Genomic DNA, 21,064 nt, shown 5'->3' with positions numbered 1-21,064 from the left:
TCCAATTCGGACACATCCTCTCAAAATAATTGTAAGGACTTAATTAAACTGTGTCCATGAAACTATACTAACTCCAGTTCCAGTTGTGAAATCTTATTAAGCTAACGGGTGCTTTAGTTAAAAAAGAATTAAACAACTTTATTATTCATGTTTAAATATAAACACATTTATATGAATAGAAATTAAACAACTTTAATGAGCCTTGCTACAATAAAATGTAGCAAGGCTCGTATCTTTTAAAACAAAATTCAATAACTTTATTATCAGTAGACACATCTGCTTTCTTCATTTTTCAGGGGATCGACTTTTTTAGTGATTCGCTAACGCAAAAGTTTTAGTAATGTTGCTGGTATTAATTAAGTATAGCGTTTTTTAGTTTACCAACGATTTTTTATTAATTTGTATAATCTATAGAAAAGAGTGATGTTCTTTATGTCGTTGTTTAATCAGGGCAAATTTAACAAAGCGGTTAACATACTTTACCTATAGGGGCTTTACTTTAATAACAAACTTCCACAACCGGGCGTGATTATGGAACAGGAAGTAAAAGGGTGATACCTATTAGTCATGACTAATAGATATTATCCTTTGCTTCGTTACAACTTTTTACGGATTAGGTGTGGCTATGATTTGTTTTTTTAATTATTATAACAGCATTGTTTTTCGAATGTATCTTAGATGAATCCGATCCTTTTAGGGCAGTAATTATCCAAAATTATTTAACCTGCCCAATTTACTGCATTCACTTTAGTGCGTTAAGGGTGATCTCGGCAGCCTGCGCAATCAGCGCATCGTCATATTTGGCATCCTCGGTATCATGACGAGACATAATGGCCATAACGATGGGTTCCCTGTCTGGTGGCCAAACAACTGCAATGTCATTTCTCGTTCCGTAACTTCCAGCTCCACTCTTATCACCGACTTTCCAGCCTTCAGGCGCCCCCGCACGAATCAGTTTATCGCCTGTAGCATTCCCTTGCAGCAAATCTGCGAACTGTTCACGCTTCTCACCCGAAAGCAAGTCGCCGATTGCAAATGCCTGGAGACTAGTGGCAAGAGCTTTCGGTGTACTAGTGTCACGAGTATTTCCTGGAGTAAATGTATTTAAATCTGGTTCAAAGCGATCCGCCTGGGTAACGTTATCACCTAGTTGTCTTAAGGCTTGTTCAAATCCTTTAGGACCTCCCAATGCCTCAAATAAGAGGTTCCCCGCAGTATTGTCACTGAATCGAACTGCCGCCTCACTTAATTCCAAAAGGGTCATCCCGGTATCTATATGTTTCTCTGTAATCGGAGAATAAGGAACTAAATCATCCTTGGTGTAGGTGATAACTTCTTTAAGCTCTTCCAAAGAATTTTGCTGCAGCAAGAGGGCTGCGGCTAAAGCTTTGTAAGTAGAGGCAAAGGCGAAACGCTCTTCTGGTCGATATTCGATCGTCTGGTTCGTGCCCGTATCAATCGCATAGACACCAATCCGAGCATCAAACTCGTTCTCAAGCTGGGCAAGCTTTTCGTCTATATTTGCTCTTTGTCCTACTTCATTTTCCTCTTTAGATGGGGCCTCAGTCGAATGGTCTTTATCCACGCAAGCAGTGAGTATAATCACTGCCAGCAACAACATGAGCTGTGTAAAATGACGCATGCTAAATTTGTGTTTATGTGTGTTTTTCAAATCCATAACCTCTTTCTAGTTTTTATCTATTCAAAATGTAACGGGCTTCTTTGGACTAGCCATAATGAAGCGAGTCCTGTTTTCACTGATTGGCTACTAAAGAACATTGATTGGCTGGCTGTTTACTTATAGCGCTAATTTAAAATCACTGAGTAGTCACGAAATATCCAATCTATGCCTCCCTTAATCAATATTGGACTACATTTGTAATCAAATATTACATTTGTAGTCTATAGAAGTCAATCTCTTTAAACTAAAAAAATTTCTCACTCTTTCAGGAAAAGATCCTAAAGGCCATGATTCTCTAAGATTATGTGTTTTAACACTTTATACTGAAAATTGATAAATAGATAATGAAGTGCTAAACTTGAGTGCTTCAAAGATGTGATAAAATTGCAAATGGATAAGAAACAAATTGATGTCCATTTTTATGGAATAAATCACAATAAAGGCAATTGAAATTCTTGGAAGGGATCAGGGGAGTGTAAAGGATTACAGTGATACTTCGGAAAATGGAGGTAAGGAGATATGTTCTTCAGCCATTTAGTCACAAGTTTTATTGTGTCATCTATGACTATAGTAGTTATTTTGCTTATTAGGAAATTATTCTCTGATCAACTTTCAGCAAAATGGCAATACAACCTATGGTTTTTATTATTAATCGCATTAACGCTTCCATTTATACCGAAGCAATGGATTCATTTTGAAAATCATTTTAATTTGTTCAATATCAATCACGGCAATAGAGTTGGTAACGCTTCTATCCATGCCACTGAAGGTTCTGCGCTTAGTAATACAAATTGGATAGAGGACTTTACGGTATCTGTCAATCATCTTAATTTGACATTCTTGAATGCTGTTTTAACAAGTATTTGGATTGCAGGCATGTTAGTTATGGCTGTCCTTTTCCTCCATGCCTGGTTTAAATTAAAGAAAATAAAAAATACGATAACCGTCTTGAACAACAAAGCCATTTTACACTTATTTGAACGATGCAAGCAGGATTTAAATATATCTAAACCTTTAATAGTAGGAGAATCACCACTCGTCAAATCTCCAATGACATTCGGTCTATTTAAGACCTATGTTGTGCTGCCGGTACGTCTCGACGAATGGTTGTCCAGAAAAGACATCGAATACATTTTTATGCATGAACTGCATCACTATAAATACAAAGATATAGCAACGAATTATCTCATTATGATGTATCAAATTTTGTATTGGTTTCATCCGCTTGTATGGATTGCTTTTAAAAACATGAGAATGGATCGTGAAATAGCTTGCGATATGGCTGTTTTAAAATCTTTAGATGAGCATTGTCATACAGATTATGGGAATGCGATTATTAATTTTGCAGATCTAGCATCACACTCAAAAGACTTGGCTTGGGCCAATCAGTTTAATGGTTCCAAGGAGCAGATAAAAAAACGGATTGAAAAAATCGCATCCTTTACAATTGAGTCGAAGTGGATGAAGCTGAAAAGTATTTCAATCTTTACCGTTATAGGTGTATTTGTAGCAAGTCAGATCCCCTTCATTTCTGCAATGGCCACTACTAATGATCGCTATGATTTTACTAATGATCGCGCGTTTTACAAGGATTTGAGCGATTATTTTGTTGGATATGATGGAAGCTTTGTATTATACGATACGAAAGCTAATCAATATAGTATATATAATAAAGATAAAAGCACGCTGAGAATTTCCCCGAATTCTACTTACAAGATTTATAGCGCGTTAATTGGACTAGAGTCAGATGTAATAACAAAGGACAATTCCATTATGAAATGGAATGGAACAAAATATCCTTATGAATCTTGGAATGCGGATCAAAACCTATCAAGTGCTATGAGAAATTCAGTCACCTGGTATTTTCAGGAGTTAAACCAAAGAATCCCGCAAGACACCATCAAGGCTTATCTCGAACAGATAGGCTATGGAAATTCTGATCTTTCTGGTGGATCAGATTATTGGTTGGAATCTTCATTAAAGATTTCTCCCATTGAACAGGTACAATTGCTATCAGCATTTTATACAAATCAATTTGGTTTTGAGAATAAGAATATCCGAACCGTGAAGGATGCCCTTATATTAGAGGCATACAACGATTCCCAGCTCTCCGGGAAAACGGGGACTGGCAATGTTAATGGCAAAAATATAAACGGTTGGTTCATTGGATATGTAGAGACCAAGGATAATACTTATTTCTTTGCAACAAATATACAAAATGAAGATAATAGTTATGGAAGCAAGGCAGCGAAAATAACGTTATCAATTTTGAGAGATAAAGGAATCTATTAGGGAAACAGCAGAATAAGTTGAAGCATGTTGTATGTCATCTAAAAGAAGGAGGAGGGTAAGGTTGGCGAAGGAAATCCCAAATATTTCAGAGTCAGAATGGGAAGTAATGAATGTTCTGTGGAAAAAGGCTCCGCAAACGGCCAATGATGTTATATCTGTCTTGCAGGAAAAAACGGATTGGAAGCCGAAAACTGTGCGTACTCTTTTGGATCGTCTCGTTCACAAGAAAGTGATAGGTGTCAATAAAGGTCAGAGGGTCTATACCTTTTTTCCACTTTATTCGCAAGATGAATGTCAGCGCGCCGAGGCACAGTCTTTTGTTAAGCGAATTTATGGTGGAGCGTTAAAGTCGATGCTAGTTCAGTTTATCCAAGAGGATTCCTTGTCAGAAACGGACATTAAAGAATTACGTTCCATTTTGGACGAAAAGCCTAACAAAAAGAGAACCAAAAAGTGAATTGCAGGTAGTTGAAATCATAACATTTGATCACTGAATGTCCATTATAGTTTGTAGTAGGAGAAAGAGGAGGGTTACCATGTGTTACAGCTCCTCTATATTTGATAATAGGGGGGCAGAAGACGAGGATCGAAAAGACAATCACTTAGGAAATGGAGGCTTTATGTAGTTGCACAAAAAGCAGTAATTTTAAGAATAATTTATCGTTAATTTTTTTGGCATAGGAATCTAATTTCCATGTTTTCACCCACAAAAACTTTCAGATTTGTGGGTGAAAACCATTGTCCAAATGAAGTGGTGCACATAATCTTATCCATTATAAAGGACTTTTTGTTTGTACAAACTAATAAAATTGAACATTTTAATTGTCTTGAATAGCGTGATTAAATGAATGCAACGCTAGGGCTATTCTACGGTTTCTTTAAAATCCTTGCCCTCTACTTCGATTTGGTTCATCAATTTCTGGTAATTTTCTTTCTCTTTGGTTGATTGGCTCCAAGTTTCCGAGTAAAGATGTGTAATTTGTCCTCCTGCCGCTTGGACAATGGCCTGAACGTTCTCTTCCTCATTGATCAACAAAAAGTAAGAAATAGCTAAGCCTAATTTTTGATTGCTTACTTTGTCTATTTTAGCGTTGGCTAATTGTTTTAGAAGTGGATGATTGATATTTTCCTGTAGTGCTGGTTCATAATCTTTGGCAACAAATTGTTCCATAGTATCTATTAGGCTGCCATCTTTTAAACTTTGCGTAAAATGAGTGACAGCAGGCGTATTTTCCTTGATAATCGCCATGTCCTTGTCTTGCTTTTGCTGTTCTTGTACCATAGTAATGGATTCTTTCATTTCTGGTGATACAGGTTCAGGACGATTATAATCGTCGATCATCGCTGGAATAAATCGTATCATAAAGCTTAGAACAATCCCTAACATTAAACAATAGGCTGGCCACTTCCTATATTCCTTTGGCCAATCCATCGTTGTCTCCTTTTTTTGAATAGCCGGCTCAGGCTGTAGTACAGCACCTTTCACCACTGTTTTCTCCTTAATGGCGTCAATGTATGCAGAACCCCAAATTTGTGATAATTTTACTTCTAACTCATTGGATGACAATGCAGCTTGCGTTTGAATAGGCTGCTCTTGATTTTTTGCCAGCTCTTTTCTCATCTCCTTTAATGCCGTTTTTTGCGTAGCTTTTGTTTTCCTCTGCATTGCCGCTTCTTCCGATTCAGTAAACCCGGACTTTATTAATATCGATTTTGCTATTTTTGAACATATAAACAGGACCAGAAAAAAAGCACCCATGATAATAAATAAGTTATTCCCTAAAAGAGCGTAAGATCCGGCTAATTCTAAAAGCAATACAATCACTGCTAATAATCTTAACGATATTTTATCTTTTGAAAATCTCACAATAAATTGAACAGGAGCAATCCATATTTTTTGTAGAGTCAGCATCATTTCTCGTTTTGCGCGAATGAAGACATTTTTGGTAGGATAGATTTTTTTATAATATTCTCGAATGGTTGGATCATTAGGTTCGAGTCTCATTGCTTCTTCAATCAGCATTTGGGCCTTTTTATATTTTTTTCTCTCGTAGGCGGCCCAGGCAAAATCCAGCAAATTTTTGCTATTTTCCGGATTTGCTTGCAATGCTAGCTGCTCATATTTTTCTGATTCCTTCCAGTTGCCAAGATTAAACATGGCCATACTATAATCCTTTAAATAATCATCATTCTGAGGATGGAGCCTGATTGCCTCTTGAAGGGCAGCTAATCCTTGCTCCTGTGTAATAGAAGAGAGACGGGCATATTGAGAGTGCAGATAATGACTCTGAGGGTAGAGACGGAGGCCTGTTTCTATCAATTCTTTCCGCTTTGATTCCTCTATTCGGAGATCATCGTACATCAATACCGCTAGCGTAAGCACTTCCTCATCTTCAGGTGCTCTACGAAGTGCTTCGTTTATCCAAACCACCACATCATCAGGCTGCTTTAACGTATAGTAATGATAGGCCATTAATAAATAGCCAGGATAATCTTCTGGCTGTTTTCGAATAACCTCTCTAGCCTGCTCTCTTGATTGATCAATTTCCCCATTCTGGATGTAAGACTTAATGAGGTTCACTTTGCTAATAAATGATTCTTCCATTTATTTCATCCTTTATTTCAAATTGTTTTTATAAATATAGTCCAGCACATCTTTATATTCTTGATTAGCATCACTGAACGTGGCATAACTTTTGGCTGTTGCAAACCATTCAAGCGTCGTTGGCTGCCGTTTTTCCATCGCAGACAATAAATCTTGATTGGTTAAAGGCTGAATTTCTCCTGTTTCAAATGATCTAGCAATGGCTGAATCAATCGCGTCTTTCACTAGGTATTCTAAATCTGCACCAGAAAAATGTTCAGTATATTTTGCCACTAGATCCAATTGCAGGCCTTGCTGTGGTTTTCCTTTCGTCTTAATCGTTAAAATGGCTTTCCGCTCTTCTAATTCCGGCGGCGGCAGAAAAATCAACGAATTAAATCGGCCAGGACGTCTTAGTGCCGGATCCAGATACCATGGGGTATTGGTAGCACCAATGACATAAATTCCTTCATTATCTGAAACCGAGCCGTCAAGTTCAATTAACAATTGATTGACCAGCATCCGTTCATGATGGGCAGACATTTTTTGCCGGTTCCCTCCGAGGGCATCTAATTCATCAATAAACAATACGCAGGGGGTTCTTCTTCGAGCATCTTCAAAAAACTCATGCAAATTTTGTTCTGCCTCACCCGTCCACTTTGAAAGAATGGACTGCAGGTCTAAATGGATAAAACGAGCATTAATTTCACCCGCTACCGCTCGAGCCAAAAAGGTTTTTCCACATCCAGGCGGGCCGTAAAAGAGTAAGCCGCCCCCTATTTCCTTTCCAAAGGCTTTAAAAATATCCGGCGATTGAATCGGCAGGATAAAATCCATTTTTATTTTTTTCTTCACTTCTTCTAAACCGCCTACATCCTCAAACGTTTCGCGCTTCTGATCTAACTCCACAATTTTATTTTGTTCCTTATCAAACGAAATCACTTTTAATTTGTCCTGTTGATTTTCCTGATTCATTTTGATTCCCCCAGTCAAGGACTTTACAGATTGAAAAATCTTTGTCTAAAAGTATGAAAAATCTTACTAGAAGGTATTACCAATAAAGCACCTTATTCATCATAAGTCACTAAATGCCTATTTTTCAATATTATAAAAGTCTTAATGTTCTAGAAAATCGGATCAGATCCGCGCTTAGCTAATATTTTAATGAAGAGGAAAAATGATTTTAATAGTACGGTTAATCATAAGAATCCTATAAGTGAATTCTCCGCAAAAGGGCACAATTGCCGAGCAATACAGGGCCAACCTTTTTATAAAATCAGAATAAGCTCGTTGGATAAGAAATCATTTTGATCAATCTTTTTTCAAAATGGTTTCTTTAGGGTGTGGTGAATGTGGTTGTGACAGTTTTTTGTTCTATCGTTTCAAGCATACTGGGAGGAATCTCCTGCGTTTCAAATAAAATGGTTGCATGATGATGGATGTGTGTATATATTGTATATATAGTGTATATACAATATATAAAGATTTGAATGATCATATGTAAATCGCTCTTCAATGACAATCACTGAAAGGGTAACAGCCAGCTACCCTTATCATCTATTTAAGGATCGTTTAGTAAAGACTCAGGATGTTAAAACGTGAGAGGAGAAGACTTCAATGTCAGGCGTAGAAAAAACACTTCCTATGAATCGAGCAAGACGCTGGATGATCACCATTGGACTATTTTTAATGGTTCAATTGCTCTTTGTCGCTATTGATGGCACTTTCCTGGAGCCAAATATAAATGATAGTGGCCATTTATTTGCCAGAATAGCGAGAGGAATTTTAGGATCGAGATTATTTACAGAATGGATTACTCCTTATTCCTTCCCGTTTTTTAATATGTTCATGACCATTCACGTTATAGCTATAATGATTCAGGCCGTACAAGACCTTATTTCAAGTATGTTTTCAAAAAAGTAAAGAAGAGGGATTGGCATGCAAATAATTATTTCCAACAGTTCAAAGGAGCCGATTTATGAGCAAATTACGAATCAAATTAAATCGTCTATTTTAGCAGGTGAGTTACAAGAGGGGACAGCATTGCCTTCCATACGCCAGCTTGCAAAGGATTTGCAAATTAGTGTGATTACAACGAAACGAGCCTATGAGGAATTGGAGAAGGCGGGCTTTATTTATTCTATTGTTGGAAAAGGCTCTTTTGTTGCAGAACAAAATTTAGAGGTTATCAGAGAGAAGAAACTGAAGGTCATTGAGGAGCAGCTAAGTGCGGTGATAACGAATAGTAGAGAAATTGGACTGTCACTTGATGAATTGCAGCAATTATTGAAGATTTTATATGAGGAGTGAAACGGATGGAAAATGTGGTTGAACTAAAGAATGTCACGAAAAGATTCAAAGATTTTTCTGTAAAAAATATTAATTTACAAGTGAAGCAAGGCTTTGTAACGGGATTCATTGGAGCAAATGGAGCGGGTAAATCGACAACGATCAAAATGATGATGAATCTATTAAAGCCCGATGACGGGGAGGTGAAGATTTTCGGTTTAGACTACACGACACATGAGAAGGCGATCAAGGAGCGGATTGGGTTCGTATATGATGGCAACGTATTTTTTGAAGGGCTGAATTTAAAAGATATAAAACGCATTGTGGCGCCAGCTTACAAACATTGGAATGATACACTATTTTATCAATATATCGAGCAATTCGAATTACCGCTTAATAAAGCGATAAAAACTTTCTCAAAAGGGATGCAAATGAAGGCGTCATTGGCGATAGCCTTATCGCATCATGCAGAGCTGATTATTATGGATGAGCCGACAGCAGGCTTAGATCCCATTTTTAGACGGGAGCTGCTGGAGTTGTTACAGGAATTAATGATTGATGGTCAGCGTACCATTTTCTTCTCTACGCATATTACAACAGATTTAGATCGTATCGCAGATTATATTGCTTTTATACAGAGTGGAGAAGTCGTATTTAATCAATCCATCCACGATGTAGCTGAAAACTATGCGCTCGTTAGAGGAGGAATGGATCTTTTAGATAGAGACACAGAAAAAGCTTTTGTTCACATTCATCGCGCACCAACAGGATTTGAAGCATTAACCGATGATATTAAAGAAGTCAAAGATATCTTTGGAAATTCTGTTGTCATTGAACGAGCGTCTCTAGAGGATATTATGTATTACTTGAAAGGAAGAAAAAGCTATGCTTAATTTAATCAAACGTGATGTCATCCTACAGAAACGACAGCTATTGATCTTTATTCCTTTTATTGTATTTTTTATTTTCATGGACTCACATCCGGCTTTGATTTTTCTAGTGGCCAGTATTTTTATTCCTTTTAATACGTATGCCTATGATGAAAAAGCAGAGACAAATATTTTGTTAAATTCCCTACCTTATACACGTAAGGAAATTATCGCATCACGCTATTTTGGTGCCATTATTTATATGGTTTTAGCTATTGGTGTGACAAGTCTAGCATTATTTGTATTAAATAAATCGTTTACGATGACTGATATGGCGATCGGCAGCGGCTTATTTTTATTATTCGCTTCGTTTACCTTCCCATTATTTCATATTTTCAAACCGGGCTATATTACAACGGTCGTACTTATTAGCTTTATCGTTATAGCAGGGGTAGGTCCGCATATTGTATTGTTTATAGCTGAACGTTTGACAGTGATAACTGATTTTATCCTCAATTTATCCAGATCGGCTTTATATACAGGAGCGGCAGTGGCTATCCTGACACTCTATGCTGCTTCTTGGGGGATTACCACTGTTATTTATCAGCGGAAAGCATTTTAAAATGATATCATTCGCTCATCTCAAGATGTATAGGCCAAACAAGAGAGAACGGTTTCATTAATGGTTCGTCTGTTAGACATTGGTAATAACTTGCTGTAGAATAGTTTCAATGTTTAGTGGATTTGGGGAGGATATGATGAACGAAGAAGAAAATAAAGCTGGTTGGGATGCAATTGATCAAGCAATGAAGGATTTATATGGAGAACAAGAGCCTAAACATTTTGGAACGTTGATTTCCTATATGCTCGGTGGGAATGACCCTTTAGATGGGATCAGTGTATATGTGGCAAAAGAACCTATTGAGCATTGGCATTTTGTGACCTATGGATTTTCAGAGCTCTACGAAAAAGAAACAGAAGATCCTGAAAACAGCGGCTTTGGATTTGAATTAACGTTCAGGCTAGCAAAGGCGGATTATGAAACAGAACCGCCAAACTGGGCACTGAACCTTTTACAAAATCTCGCCAGATATATATTTGGAAGTGGAAATGCATTTAAAAAAGGTGATTACATGGATGCCAATGGCCCCATCTGCCTTGAATCAAATACAGCTTTAACAGCACTTGCATTTAAGAACGATCCTGAACTGTCTAGTATGGATACGCCGAATGGGAAGGTCGAGTTTATTCAAGTTGTGGGAATTACAGCGGATGAATTGGAAGCCATGCAAATATGGAACACACTTGGTGTCTTAAAGGCCTGTGCCAATCATATGCCCTATTATATTACCGATCTATCGCGTACATCCTTTCTTCATGACGCAAAGGTAAATGACGCTATTCAAAAAGGAAGTAAAACAGACGGATCAAATACTGGCTTTCTTTTTAACGAACAAATCACATGGAAGCCTGCCCAAAAAAAATTGTTCAAGAGATTGCCTGCTACCGTAACATTTGGAGCTAAGCAAGCGAATACTATTGGGAAGGTACTTCAGGGGCGTGCGGTGAAAAAAGAACCGCTTAGATTAGTAAGTAATGAAGCGAAAGTTGTTTTTTTATTCGGAGATCAGCCACAGGTAACGGAAAAAGAAGGTTACATGGAGATTATGTTAAACGAAAAGGCCATGAAAGAATTAACAGAGCAGCTTCAACCTTGTGTAAAAAAGTTTTCCATCCCTTCTTTAGAATCGGTTGTCTTTGAAATTGTGAAAACAGATGTAAAAGATTCAGAGGGACATGTCGTTGAAACGATTGGGTAGATCTGATTTGGAGATAAAGTTTGATAATTAAAGAGCATAATCAAAAGGATTAGCATGTAAATAAAAGAGCTCCCTCATAGGGGCTCTTTCGTTCGTCGATGTTGCATTTTTTAGATTTGAAATAAAGCACGGTGTTTATAAAAAGCTTAACTAAAACCCCTGAGTTGATAGGCAGGATTTTTTCTTTTTCTACAAACGGGCCCAATTCTTAAATAAGGAATGTGGCATCAGAAAAAATACGGATTTACAACGTGAAGGAAATGTGAATGCTACCATCAAAGACGTTATGCACTTATTTTATAATCTCTAACAGGCTTTCTAATTTATTTATTTCGTAAGTAGGTGTTAAAGTGGTGTTATTTTCCTTGTGCTGAGAATTGAACCAACAAGTATCAATACCATAGTTCATTCCACCTTGAATATCAGAAGTCAACGAGTCGCCCACAATTAGTACGTTGGCTTTTTCTGTAATCTGTAACTTATTAAAAGCATAATCAAAAATACCTGTTTGCGGTTTTTGGAATCCAGTGGATTCAGAGATAATAATATGTTCAAATGTACCGTCTAACGGGGAATGATGAATCCTTGATGTTTGTACATCAGTGTAACCATTCGTAATAACGGCTAAGCGTTTATGCGAGAGACCCCTAATGACTTTTTCGGCTCCTTGGACGAGATGCGTTTGTTCTCCAAGAAATTCTAAATAATCTTGATTGAATACAACGGCGTCAATTTCGAGTTCATGTTCTAAAAATAATCTTCTAAATCTCTCTGGACCTAGTTCAACAAGGCTTGTTTTTCCACTTTCTACATCTCTCCACAATACTTTACTAATTTCTTGGTAACTCTTTTCGTATAGCTTTAAGCTATTTAATAAATTATATTTATCAAAGACTTTACTAAAAGCTGCTTGCTCTGATTTAGTAAAATCAAAAAGTGTGTCATCTATATCAAAAAATATAATATCGTAATTTTTCATTTTACCCACTACTTTCTCATTCAGTTAAGCCTGCTTAAAAATTATCTGATTCCTATACACCTCTTCTCACAAATCATTATTGTTTATTGAAGTATATAGAGCGCATTTGCAAAATAAAGTTTTGAATGGCTGTTAGATAAAGACTGAGAGGTATTTCTTAATGAATCTTTATTCGTTGCCGTGATGTACAATAGTTAGCCCAGGTTCCCCGTACAAGGTGTTCACTTTATTAGCCAGGCTTCCCCACTCAAATTATGTTGACTCATTTAGCTTTAAAATTGTTCATCTGTCATGATGGTCATAAAGTCAGAAAAGAATCGTTGATAATTGAGATAAAAAGCAATACGGTGTTTATGTTCGTTTTCATCGAATGTCTTCCAAGGACGTATGTCAGCAATAGCTTGCCCCCGCGAAATTCCTTCTGCCGTCACAACATGGACAGGCAAAGTTTTAAAGCTGAACCAATCATTGTGAATGATGGCCATTAATGTGATAGCATCATGAACAGGGCTTCCTTCAATGGCTGGATTGCGTTTTTTATAAAAATGATAATAATAATCGAGCAAGGGTTTAAGAATTTTTGCCTTTCCTTTTGCATAAATGTAATCTACCATCTCTGGTGTGACGATGGCTTTTTCTGTGATATCCAAGGGTATAATCGTTACATTTTTCGCGTGTTGCAAAACGATCTGTGCGGCCATTGGATCCCCATAAAAATTGGCTTCCGACACAGCGGTCACGTTCCCTGGAACAAAAAAAGCTCCTCCCATGATATAAAATTCCTTTACTTTCTCCATCAATCCACTGTGTGAAATAAACAACATAGCTAAAGAAGTAAGGCGGCCGATATTGACAATGGTTAATTCTTTTTTATATTGGTCAACTAAGTTAACAATCTCATGAAAGTTTTCAATAATTGCCCCTTCCAGTCCCTGTATGGGAGCTGGTTTAATCGGTCCTAGGCCGTAAACACCGTGAATTTCCGGAAAAAAAACTGGTTCTTCTCCTGTCATGGGTTTTTTCGCTCCTGCAATCACTTTAACATCAGGAATGTTAAACAGCCGGATTAAATAATGAATGTTTCGTACAGTTTGATCACGGGAGGTGTTCCCATAATCAGCCACAACGCCCACGATATCGATTTGTTCATTAAAATAACCATATAAAAGGGCAACCGTATCGTCAATGCCTACATCTCCAAACAATAACACCTTTTTTCTCATATAACCATCCTTTGCAGGTTTACTTTAAAGGGGTAGATTAGGAACTATTTTCTAATTATTCCTATTAAAGGAACATAGCTTAGTATATGTTCTTTTTTAGGATGGAATGATTAGACGTAGTCTTAATTCTTTTTATTAAAAGTTAAACAACGTGATTATTGCTATACAAAAATGGCATCGAGAAAGAGGGCTGTAGTTTTATAAAAAAGATTGATAGTTTTCAAGAGAGTTTGATTAAAAATCCTGTATTGGTATATAGGATTTTTTTGTTCTATACTCTGTACTGTAGATTTGGAATGAGGTCGCGATGTGTTGAATAAAGTCATACTGTTTATAAAAAGTTGCACCGTTTTGCCTCTTTAGGTACGATCATCTAAAGAGGTGTTTTTTTACAGTGAGTGGAAAAAATATGCGAGTAAAAAAGAGGGGGAAATAACTCGTATTAAAGTCTAATAAAGAGGAGCTATTTTTATGGATCAAAGAGTTCCCACACCAGTTCAAAATATTTTAAATGAGTATATTTCCTTATTTCATGAACGAATTCCTAATACCCTTGAAGGATTATATTTACATGGTTCCATTGCTCTTAATGCTTATATTCATGGTTCTAGTGATATTGATTTCATTGCAATTGTTAACCGTCAATTAACTGAAGCAGAGATAAAAATTCTATCTAATACTCACCGAAGTTTAACCAACAAATATAAAAAAACAGGAATGGACGGATGCTATCTTCTTTGGGAAGACATCGGTAAGAAGCAGACTGAAACCAAAAAATGTTTATATGTAAACGAAGGAAAAGTAGGATGGAGCAATCATGAAATCAACCCGGTCACTTGGTGGACTCTGAAAAACAAGGGCATTAGTATGATAGGTCCTGATGTTACTTCATTTCATTTTGACGTTGATGAAAGTGATCTGACTAATTATGTACTAAATAATATGAATACCTATTGGTTGAATCGAATAAATACTATGAAAAGATTCAAAAAAGTGGCACTTCTATTGCCAAACAAAATTTTAGAGCAGGAGTTACAATGGTCTATTACTGGAATGTTACGCCAATTCTATACACTTAAAGAACATGAAATCATTTCAAAAGTAGATGCAGGCAAATATGCAATTGATTATATGCCAGAAAGATGGCATAACATTATTAGAGAAGCGATAAATATTCGAGAAGGACTAGACATGCGTTACTATAATTCTAAGAAACATCGGATTAATGACACTTTGCAATGTATGGACTACATATTTAATTATTGTAGTAAGATGTAGAATATCTCACTATTATATAAACGTTTTTTCAAGAAAAAGGAATGACCGTAGAAAAGTACAGCTAGGGAATGATTAAACTGCTTTATAAAAACTAACCTCAATATGTTGTAAAAGAATTGATTTCGATCAATCTTTTTTCAAAATGAATTCTTTTTATTTATCATAGAATATTAGTTTATGAGGTGTTTTTAATCAAACTTTATTTTAAAGCAACATGTACAGAGATAATAAATTTGTTTAATCCTGAATACCATTGGGCCCGATTTTTGAATACTGAAGGTGGGAGGATGTTAAAGTAAGGAGAAGCTTATGAAGGAAAGTTAGAAAAAGGAGAGCATAATAATGTTTGAAGATTCTTGTTTAATTAATTTTTAAGAAATACTGTAAGGGATGATATAGATTTTATTTGCTATTTAGAATCTGATATAGAAAATTCCCAATTTATAATCCCTTGGTCTAAATTAAAGCATTTGGATGCTTTAACCGACGATAACCTATTACATTTGATAATTGAGGATAAAAATAATAACAAACGTGTTGGATATATTGTATTGGCTGGTTTAAGAGATCTCAATCAAAGCCTCGAATTAAGGAGAATCACAATTGGCTCAAAGAGTAAAGGTTATGGAAATGAAGCGCTTAAAATCATCAAGGATTGGACCTTTAATAAGTTTAAGGCAAAACGGTTATGGTTAGATGTTAAAGTTAATAATATGCGTGCTATGCACCTTTATAAAAAACATGGTTTTACAGTTGAAGGTACATTAAGAGAATGTTTAAAAAGTAATGATGGATATGAGTCACTATTTATAATGTCCATATTGAAACGAGAATACGTAGATTAACGTTCTTTTCTATTCTTATGTTAGTAAAGTAATGCTAACTTTCTATAACGACTTTCAAGAATCGGATGATTTGATTAAATAAGGATTACAGAAATGATCAAACTTTCTTCAAAACGAGCTCTCTCCTTTTCTTTGTTTACCAAGGTTATTAGTCTCAAACTGATCAAATTTCACTTTAAAGCCACAGTAAGAACAAGTTTTGAAAATGAATAAAACTTGTTCTTTATTTTCACCCATTTACACGTTTTCACTTGAGTTAATGTGTAAATGTGTTATAATTTATTCATCAAATAAAAAGAAATAACAAATAAGTTATCCCTTAGATAATACATATTTTTTTATTTTTGGATTACACTTCTCCTCTTGTGTATATGTGTAATCAAATTTATACTAATAAAAAGGAGCGAGAATCATGACTAAAACAATTACATTTGCAAACTTTAAAGGTGGAGTGGGGAAAACAACTGCTAGCGTTTTATTCTCTTATCTCTTACAAAAGTCAGGAAAGAAGGTTTTATTAGTTGACTTTGACCCACAATATAACGCAACAGAAATTTTATTTAAAACATTTGGTGTCAAAGGTAAATTAAAGACGAGTCTTTTTGAGGCTATCGAGGAACAAGACTTATCAAAAGCAGTTGTAAATATCACTCCTACACTCGATATACTGCCAAGTGAAATTGATTTAGCTGGTTTCCCGATGCACTTGTACTCCTTAACACAGGATAAAACAAAGCGGTTTTATTTTCTCGATTTTCTTTTACGCCAAATTAAAAAGAATTATAATTATGTTATCATTGATGTGCCTCCAACAATTAGTGAATTTACAAACAATGCAATTGTAGCTTCCGATTACATCGTTGTTATTATGCAGACACATCAACAGTCTCTTAAAGCGGCAGCACAATCTTATCAGAACATGAAAGTTCTTAAAGAATATAATCCAGCAGTTAAACTATTAGGGGTAGTTCCATATCTAGTTGATAAAAGAGGTAAAGTAGATAATGAAGTTATTGAAGAAGCCGAAGAACTATTCCAACATTATCTTTTCAAAAATTGTATTATGAAAAGAGAACGAATCAAAATGTTTAGTAAAAACGGTATTACTGATGAAGATATGCATGATATAGATGTCTTAAATATGTATCAAAAAGTAGTAAATGAATTCTTAGAAAGGATTGAAGCAGAATGAGCGAAAAGCCAAGGTTTGAGGATATAGATACAAGTAAATATTCAGCACAGAGAAAAAACCCCTTTGAAAAGGCACAGTCGAAAGCTGCACATAAAACCATTCGTATTTATGAGGAAGACTATAAAGAACTTAGAGCGCTTGCTTTTCATGAAGATAAAAGTATCGTTCAGATCGTAGCAGAGGCAGTTGAGCTACTAAAAAGAGAAAGAGGAAAGTGAAACAAAAAAGAAGTAATAAGCAAATTATTACTTCTTTTTCATCGTTATTTTACACAATTATACATGTGTAATTGTGTAAAAGATTGTGATTTTTATATAGCAATAGTAAGTTTTGATATATGATGTTATAATCTTCATACTTTGTTAGATTATAAATATAAACAAACAAAGTTCACAAATTTTCTATTTGTTTGTTGAAAAATAAAAAAGAAAATCCCTACTCCCCTCATTTGTTTGTCCGGTCGCCAAACAGTTCAAACAAATGAGTAACCATGCAGAGAAATTCAAAAAGAGATATTTCTTATTTTTAACACGTTTTTATACGCATCGATTGTATCACATTTTTTTATGAGGTTAAAGTAAAACCTCTAGTTTTCGTTCTCTTTTTGTCTTTCTCTGTTTATAGCACTAGCAGAGATACAGGAGGAAATTTTTGATGGCTGAAAAGTATAATATTTTAGAAGAATACAGATTGAAATATTATCAATTACCTAAAGTTCTTTTCACAAATGATAACTATAAATCTTTATCAAATGATGCAAAAGTAGCTTGGAGTATTTTGCATGATCGTTTTAATCTGTCCAAGAAAAACAATTGGATTGATGATCAAGGGAATATCTATTTTGTTTACAATAACAAAGATCTTATGGATATTTTAAATATCAAAAGTGAAGCTACTGTCATCAAAATAAAAAAAGAATTGGTTAAAGCTAAATTACTTGAACAAAAACGTCAAGGACTGAACAAATGTAATCTTCTCTACTTGCTTAAACCTAGGATTACTAGAAATGATATTTATGCTATTGATAAACTAGAAAACTCAACACCATTAGATGGTGGTCAAAATCAAGAGTCACAAGGAACTACAAAAAATGAAGTTCAAGAAGTCCAAAACTTAGAGTCTATTAATACTGATCTTAATAACTCTTTAAATATAGATACCAATGATACATATGAAGATACAAACATTAGTAATTTTTCAAAAAATAGTCCTTTAAGATTCACCGAAGAGGAACAAGATCAATTATTCAAACAAGCTTTTTTAGCAAATAATACAATTGGTATTGATAAGCGGATTCCGGAACTAATTGTTAAATTTGCGGAAAATATAGATCAGGTTGAGTCCTGGTATGGAATTTTAAAGAGAGCCAAAAGTTCTGCTGAAAAAGAATACCGAGATCAATATTATCGTTTAGCTGAAGAAACAGGAGACACGGCATTACTGAAAAAAATCGAGTCCACAACTTTCTTAGTCACATTAGAAAATGGGGAAGTGGCGAATCAAATCATAAATTCACTCATTTATTGCGTTAGAAAGATAAAAAAAGATGAATTAATCGAAAAAGCAGATAGCTATCTTTTTATATCACTTAAAAAAACATTTTTTGAGATTCTAAAAGAATCCAATTCGTTCAGTGAATATGTCTGTGAACATTTAAAAAGCAAACATATACCGGGTTTATCGCTTGATGAATATATAAATTCTGAATCGGGAGTAGACGAATAATCCTATATTGTGTAAAAAAGAAATATACTTTCCATTTTTTAGAAATAGCACCTCTCTTCCTGTCTACTATCTAATTATAAGGTTATGTTAAAATGATGACTGATGAGGAAAAATCTCATTTTTTGTTGATTAAAATCTAAAAAAAATTGAATTGATATCAATCAAATGTTAGAATCGGGGTAATTTAGATGAAAGAACGATTTTTTCAATCTCTGGAGAAATTTGGCGTTGAGTATAATAAAGAGACAGGATATTTGAGCGAACCTATTATTTTTATTGTGTATAAGAGAAAAAGCCACATGTTGGTGCGGAGAGTTTTCTTAATAGGAGAACAATTTGTAATCTTTCATAACGATACAGTTAGAAAAGTGAGCTTTGACAAAGTTGAAGGATTTAAACTAGAAAAGAAAGCTTAGTAAAGGTGGCCTTTTGGTTTAAAGTATTTAGTTAATTTAAGATGCTAGTATTTTTGTCCATTGAAAACTATTCAACTTTTTCTTTTGCTGCATAGAAAGACATTAGACTGATTTTTATCTGAAAAAGGAATAAGTTTATTTGGGATTCGCAACAGTGTGATATACAAAGTCAGCAACGATACATATAAAAGTTAGACAAGCGAATCCCTCAAACAAGAAAAGTGGTAGATTCAAACCTGCTGCCTTTTTGTTTGAGGGATTTTTATTTTAATTAAAAACTGTGTCTTGATTTGCCGAAATAGATCTATTTGACTGGATTGCGCCTCGTTATGCAATGGAACTAGAATAAAAGTAGCATGATAAAAGTTGTACGGGAACCTATGTTCCTTTTTTAGGATTCTAAAGAAAAGAGGTTTTTTCATGGAATTAACACCACCGTACCTTGAAAAAGATAATGATGATAAATACATATTGTCATACTCGGAAGATCTACGAAAAGAGATTGATCTAAAGGATCTTATACAAAAATTAAAAATAGAGATTGAAATAACTAGCTATTAAAGGTTAATGCTCATTTATCCTTTTCTTTCATCATTCTTTGGATGCGTACATACCTTATGGCTTCTTCAATTTCTTCTGTTGTTGCTTCCCTACCTTCTATTACAAAACGATAATTTTCTTTTAACTCTTCAGGTGTGATAAAAGGGTTAGCATTTAATTTTTTTATTAAATGACTTTGTTCTGGCGAATAGTCTACAGGACTATTTGTTCTAAGTAAGAGATAATCAGCAGAAACATTGAGAATATCTGCAATTTTTTTTAAGGTATCCATATCTGGCTTTTTCTTATTCCGTTCAAAATATGATATTGATGATTGGTCTATATCTACAGCATCAGCTAATTCTTTTTGCGTTAAATCTTTAGCTTTTCTAATATTTTTTAAACGTTCACCAAAAGTATTTAAATTGTTCATTAGTCTCTATCCTCCTCCTATTTATTTTAAAGGTTTTTATATCTTTTAGTCATATTTTGTGTAAAAAAAAATGACTAAAAACAAAAAAAGTTTGACAAAATGACTTACAGTCATATAGTGTATAATCAATTAATGACTTTGAAACATATTGGGGGGATTATCTTGAAACAGTGTAAAGAAAATGAACGAATGATTGAGCTGGGAAAACAGAAAGGATTAACTCAAAAGCAATTATCTAAAGAATTGCAACTGGGCCAAAGTATGATCTCTTCTGTTGAAAGAGGAAAAAAAGATTTGGAAGAGATAATAAAGTTAAATTAGCTAATTACTTTGGTGTGTCAGTTGAATATTTATTTTATAAGAACTATATAAACGAATCATTGAAGATTCAGAGTCAAATTTCTAATGCATATGACCAAAAGTCATAAAAACAAGGAGGTTCAAATGGAACAATTAGCACTACTGCCAGTAGAGAGAGAGAAGGAAGAGATTATTGAGTATGTTTTAAAGGATTGGATAGAACCTTATTATTCAATGAAATTAAAGTCGGGTGGGTACAGTCCAAAAGTAACAAGCACTATCTCAGACATGCCCTCTTCACCAAATAATTCATTTCGCAGCAGCACTGAAGATTTAGTAATAAAAAATCTAACAGCGAAAGAATGGATTATTTATTTCCATAGCAAGTTAAACAATTTACCTGAACAGCTTCAACAAATTATCGAAAAAAAATATCTGTGTAGAGGCAGCGATGGAAAATACCCATTAGATCAAAAAGTCTATCTAGATTTACATTTGAGCCGGACAGTTTATTATATACGTCGCAAACAGGCCTTATATTGGTTAGGGCTTGCACTAAAGGGTGATGGAGAGAATTTTGAAGCGACTCACTAAGGTA

The 21,064-nt window shown here is 34.9% G+C and carries 21 protein-coding genes and 2 pseudogenes; 16 read left to right on the top strand and 7 right to left on the bottom strand.

From position 1 onward, the window contains the following. Nucleotides 1–742 precede the first annotated feature (742 nt). Entirely contained in the window at nucleotides 743–1,642 is a 900-nt protein-coding gene (bla, locus tag ACH0BF_RS22325) for a class A beta-lactamase (RefSeq protein ID WP_483879967.1), read from the bottom strand. A 558-nt stretch (nucleotides 1,643–2,200) separates the two neighbouring features. Between bla and ACH0BF_RS22320 the strand changes: the two genes are divergently transcribed. Then, on the top strand, nucleotides 2,201–3,973 hold the full coding sequence (locus ACH0BF_RS22320; protein WP_406910326.1) for a BlaR1 family beta-lactam sensor/signal transducer: 1,773 nt from the start codon (nucleotides 2,201–2,203) through the stop codon (nucleotides 3,971–3,973). Nucleotides 3,974–4,034: 61 nt separating this feature from the next. Continuing rightward, on the top strand, nucleotides 4,035–4,430 hold the full coding sequence (gene blaI, locus ACH0BF_RS22315) for a penicillinase repressor BlaI (RefSeq protein WP_406910325.1): 396 nt from the start codon (nucleotides 4,035–4,037) through the stop codon (nucleotides 4,428–4,430). Nucleotides 4,431–4,549: 119 nt separating this feature from the next. Here the strand turns inward: blaI and ACH0BF_RS22310 are convergent. The 3 genes and pseudogenes from ACH0BF_RS22310 to ACH0BF_RS22300 all read right to left on the bottom strand — a co-directional run. Beyond that, nucleotides 4,550–4,747: pseudogene (locus ACH0BF_RS22310) on the bottom strand (IS4 family transposase); the annotation flags it as partial. Between the two features lie 88 nt (nucleotides 4,748–4,835). Beyond that, complete coding sequence (locus ACH0BF_RS22305) at nucleotides 4,836–6,578, bottom strand: tetratricopeptide repeat protein (protein ID WP_406910324.1); 1,743 nt, start codon at nucleotides 6,576–6,578, stop codon at nucleotides 4,836–4,838. A gap of 12 nt (nucleotides 6,579–6,590) precedes the next feature. Next, on the bottom strand, nucleotides 6,591–7,532 hold the full coding sequence (locus ACH0BF_RS22300; protein WP_340856744.1) for an ATP-binding protein: 942 nt from the start codon (nucleotides 7,530–7,532) through the stop codon (nucleotides 6,591–6,593). A 642-nt stretch (nucleotides 7,533–8,174) separates the two neighbouring features. On the opposite strand from ACH0BF_RS22300, the gene ACH0BF_RS22295 reads away from it, so the two are divergent. The 5 genes from ACH0BF_RS22295 to ACH0BF_RS22275 all read left to right on the top strand — a co-directional run bounded on the left by ACH0BF_RS22295 (nucleotide 8,175) and on the right by ACH0BF_RS22275 (nucleotide 11,535). Continuing rightward, nucleotides 8,175–8,480 carry a YfzA family protein gene (locus ACH0BF_RS22295; RefSeq protein WP_406910323.1) on the top strand — a complete coding sequence of 102 codons (306 nt, stop codon included), beginning with the start codon at nucleotides 8,175–8,177 and terminating at the stop codon, nucleotides 8,478–8,480. A 15-nt stretch (nucleotides 8,481–8,495) separates the two neighbouring features. Continuing rightward, entirely contained in the window at nucleotides 8,496–8,867 is a 372-nt protein-coding gene (locus ACH0BF_RS22290) for a GntR family transcriptional regulator (RefSeq protein ID WP_120038450.1), read from the top strand. Nucleotides 8,868–8,872: 5 nt separating this feature from the next. Beyond that, a complete protein-coding gene (locus tag ACH0BF_RS22285) occupies nucleotides 8,873–9,739 on the top strand; it encodes an ABC transporter ATP-binding protein (RefSeq protein WP_406910322.1) in 867 nt (288 codons plus the stop codon). Then, a complete protein-coding gene (locus tag ACH0BF_RS22280) occupies nucleotides 9,732–10,337 on the top strand; it encodes an ABC-2 transporter permease (RefSeq protein ID WP_340856740.1) in 606 nt (201 codons plus the stop codon). Before ACH0BF_RS22285 ends, ACH0BF_RS22280 begins: the two co-directional genes overlap by 8 nt. 136 nt (nucleotides 10,338–10,473) lie before the next feature. Further along, nucleotides 10,474–11,535 (top strand): suppressor of fused domain protein, encoded by a 1,062-nt coding sequence (locus tag ACH0BF_RS22275; RefSeq protein ID WP_406910329.1) that lies wholly within the window; start codon nucleotides 10,474–10,476, stop codon nucleotides 11,533–11,535. Nucleotides 11,536–11,827: 292 nt separating this feature from the next. Here the strand turns inward: ACH0BF_RS22275 and ACH0BF_RS22270 are convergent, their stop codons facing one another. Together ACH0BF_RS22270 and ACH0BF_RS22265 are read right to left on the bottom strand one after the other, a co-directional pair. Further along, on the bottom strand, nucleotides 11,828–12,514 hold the full coding sequence (locus ACH0BF_RS22270) for a YjjG family noncanonical pyrimidine nucleotidase (protein ID WP_406910328.1): 687 nt from the start codon (nucleotides 12,512–12,514) through the stop codon (nucleotides 11,828–11,830). A gap of 272 nt (nucleotides 12,515–12,786) precedes the next feature. After that, on the bottom strand, nucleotides 12,787–13,737 hold the full coding sequence (locus tag ACH0BF_RS22265) for a nucleoside hydrolase (RefSeq protein ID WP_120038446.1): 951 nt from the start codon (nucleotides 13,735–13,737) through the stop codon (nucleotides 12,787–12,789). Between the two features lie 471 nt (nucleotides 13,738–14,208). On the opposite strand from ACH0BF_RS22265, the gene ACH0BF_RS22260 reads away from it, so the two are divergent. The 7 genes and pseudogenes from ACH0BF_RS22260 to ACH0BF_RS22230 all read left to right on the top strand — a co-directional run bounded on the left by ACH0BF_RS22260 (nucleotide 14,209) and on the right by ACH0BF_RS22230 (nucleotide 19,754). After that, entirely contained in the window at nucleotides 14,209–15,015 is an 807-nt protein-coding gene (locus ACH0BF_RS22260) for a nucleotidyltransferase domain-containing protein (protein WP_406910321.1), read from the top strand. Nucleotides 15,016–15,398: 383 nt separating this feature from the next. After that, nucleotides 15,399–15,860, top strand: a pseudogene (locus tag ACH0BF_RS22255) (GNAT family N-acetyltransferase); the annotation flags it as partial. Nucleotides 15,861–16,272: 412 nt separating this feature from the next. Continuing rightward, a complete protein-coding gene (locus ACH0BF_RS22250) occupies nucleotides 16,273–17,052 on the top strand; it encodes a ParA family protein (protein WP_406910320.1) in 780 nt (259 codons plus the stop codon). Continuing rightward, nucleotides 17,049–17,270, top strand: a complete 222-nt coding sequence (locus ACH0BF_RS22245) for a hypothetical protein (RefSeq protein WP_406910319.1) — start codon at nucleotides 17,049–17,051, stop codon at nucleotides 17,268–17,270. The genes ACH0BF_RS22250 and ACH0BF_RS22245 overlap by 4 nt, the downstream gene beginning before the upstream one ends. Nucleotides 17,271–17,706: 436 nt before the next feature. After that, nucleotides 17,707–18,777 (top strand): replication initiator protein A, encoded by a 1,071-nt coding sequence (locus tag ACH0BF_RS22240; protein WP_406910318.1) that lies wholly within the window; start codon nucleotides 17,707–17,709, stop codon nucleotides 18,775–18,777. Nucleotides 18,778–18,965: 188 nt separating this feature from the next. Beyond that, on the top strand, nucleotides 18,966–19,193 hold the full coding sequence (locus tag ACH0BF_RS22235; protein WP_406910317.1) for a hypothetical protein: 228 nt from the start codon (nucleotides 18,966–18,968) through the stop codon (nucleotides 19,191–19,193). A gap of 420 nt (nucleotides 19,194–19,613) precedes the next feature. Next, nucleotides 19,614–19,754, top strand: a complete 141-nt coding sequence (locus tag ACH0BF_RS22230; RefSeq protein ID WP_406910316.1) for a hypothetical protein — start codon at nucleotides 19,614–19,616, stop codon at nucleotides 19,752–19,754. A 10-nt stretch (nucleotides 19,755–19,764) separates the two neighbouring features. On the opposite strand, the gene ACH0BF_RS22225 is transcribed toward ACH0BF_RS22230, so the two are convergent. After that, entirely contained in the window at nucleotides 19,765–20,166 is a 402-nt protein-coding gene (locus ACH0BF_RS22225) for a helix-turn-helix domain-containing protein (protein WP_406910315.1), read from the bottom strand. 162 nt (nucleotides 20,167–20,328) lie between these two features. Here ACH0BF_RS22225 and ACH0BF_RS22220 point away from each other — a divergent pair, with 162 nt between their 5' ends. Together ACH0BF_RS22220 and ACH0BF_RS22215 are read left to right on the top strand one after the other, a co-directional pair. Beyond that, nucleotides 20,329–20,487 carry a helix-turn-helix domain-containing protein gene (locus ACH0BF_RS22220; protein WP_406910314.1) on the top strand — a complete coding sequence of 53 codons (159 nt, stop codon included), beginning with the start codon at nucleotides 20,329–20,331 and terminating at the stop codon, nucleotides 20,485–20,487. A gap of 123 nt (nucleotides 20,488–20,610) precedes the next feature. Then, nucleotides 20,611–21,060 (top strand): ArpU family phage packaging/lysis transcriptional regulator, encoded by a 450-nt coding sequence (locus ACH0BF_RS22215; RefSeq protein ID WP_406910313.1) that lies wholly within the window; start codon nucleotides 20,611–20,613, stop codon nucleotides 21,058–21,060. Nucleotides 21,061–21,064: the final 4 nt, after the last annotated feature.

Source organism: Pseudobacillus sp. 179-B 2D1 NHS, from assembly GCF_045370945.1.
Taxonomy (GTDB): Bacteria; Bacillota; Bacilli; order Bacillales; family Domibacillaceae; genus Pseudobacillus.
Note: the sequence above shows the minus strand (reverse complement) of the source record. Positions and strands in the feature narration are given on the sequence as shown.

Coding starts and splice junctions, on each gene's coding strand:
- bla (WP_483879967.1), bottom strand. CDS start 1,642: ATGCGTCATTTTACACAGCTCATGTTGTTGCTGGCAGTGATTATACTC.
- ACH0BF_RS22320 (WP_406910326.1), top strand. CDS start 2,201: ATGTTCTTCAGCCATTTAGTCACAAGTTTTATTGTGTCATCTATGACT.
- ACH0BF_RS22305 (WP_406910324.1), bottom strand. CDS start 6,578: ATGGAAGAATCATTTATTAGCAAAGTGAACCTCATTAAGTCTTACATC.
- ACH0BF_RS22300 (WP_340856744.1), bottom strand. CDS start 7,532: ATGAATCAGGAAAATCAACAGGACAAATTAAAAGTGATTTCGTTTGAT.
- ACH0BF_RS22295 (WP_406910323.1), top strand. CDS start 8,175: ATGTCAGGCGTAGAAAAAACACTTCCTATGAATCGAGCAAGACGCTGG.
- ACH0BF_RS22290 (WP_120038450.1), top strand. CDS start 8,496: ATGCAAATAATTATTTCCAACAGTTCAAAGGAGCCGATTTATGAGCAA.
- ACH0BF_RS22285 (WP_406910322.1), top strand. CDS start 8,873: ATGGAAAATGTGGTTGAACTAAAGAATGTCACGAAAAGATTCAAAGAT.
- ACH0BF_RS22280 (WP_340856740.1), top strand. CDS start 9,732: ATGCTTAATTTAATCAAACGTGATGTCATCCTACAGAAACGACAGCTA.
- ACH0BF_RS22275 (WP_406910329.1), top strand. CDS start 10,474: ATGAACGAAGAAGAAAATAAAGCTGGTTGGGATGCAATTGATCAAGCA.
- ACH0BF_RS22270 (WP_406910328.1), bottom strand. CDS start 12,514: ATGAAAAATTACGATATTATATTTTTTGATATAGATGACACACTTTTT.
- ACH0BF_RS22265 (WP_120038446.1), bottom strand. CDS start 13,737: ATGAGAAAAAAGGTGTTATTGTTTGGAGATGTAGGCATTGACGATACG.
- ACH0BF_RS22260 (WP_406910321.1), top strand. CDS start 14,209: ATGGATCAAAGAGTTCCCACACCAGTTCAAAATATTTTAAATGAGTAT.
- ACH0BF_RS22250 (WP_406910320.1), top strand. CDS start 16,273: ATGACTAAAACAATTACATTTGCAAACTTTAAAGGTGGAGTGGGGAAA.
- ACH0BF_RS22245 (WP_406910319.1), top strand. CDS start 17,049: ATGAGCGAAAAGCCAAGGTTTGAGGATATAGATACAAGTAAATATTCA.
- ACH0BF_RS22240 (WP_406910318.1), top strand. CDS start 17,707: ATGGCTGAAAAGTATAATATTTTAGAAGAATACAGATTGAAATATTAT.
- ACH0BF_RS22235 (WP_406910317.1), top strand. CDS start 18,966: ATGAAAGAACGATTTTTTCAATCTCTGGAGAAATTTGGCGTTGAGTAT.
- ACH0BF_RS22230 (WP_406910316.1), top strand. CDS start 19,614: ATGGAATTAACACCACCGTACCTTGAAAAAGATAATGATGATAAATAC.
- ACH0BF_RS22225 (WP_406910315.1), bottom strand. CDS start 20,166: ATGAACAATTTAAATACTTTTGGTGAACGTTTAAAAAATATTAGAAAA.
- ACH0BF_RS22215 (WP_406910313.1), top strand. CDS start 20,611: ATGGAACAATTAGCACTACTGCCAGTAGAGAGAGAGAAGGAAGAGATT.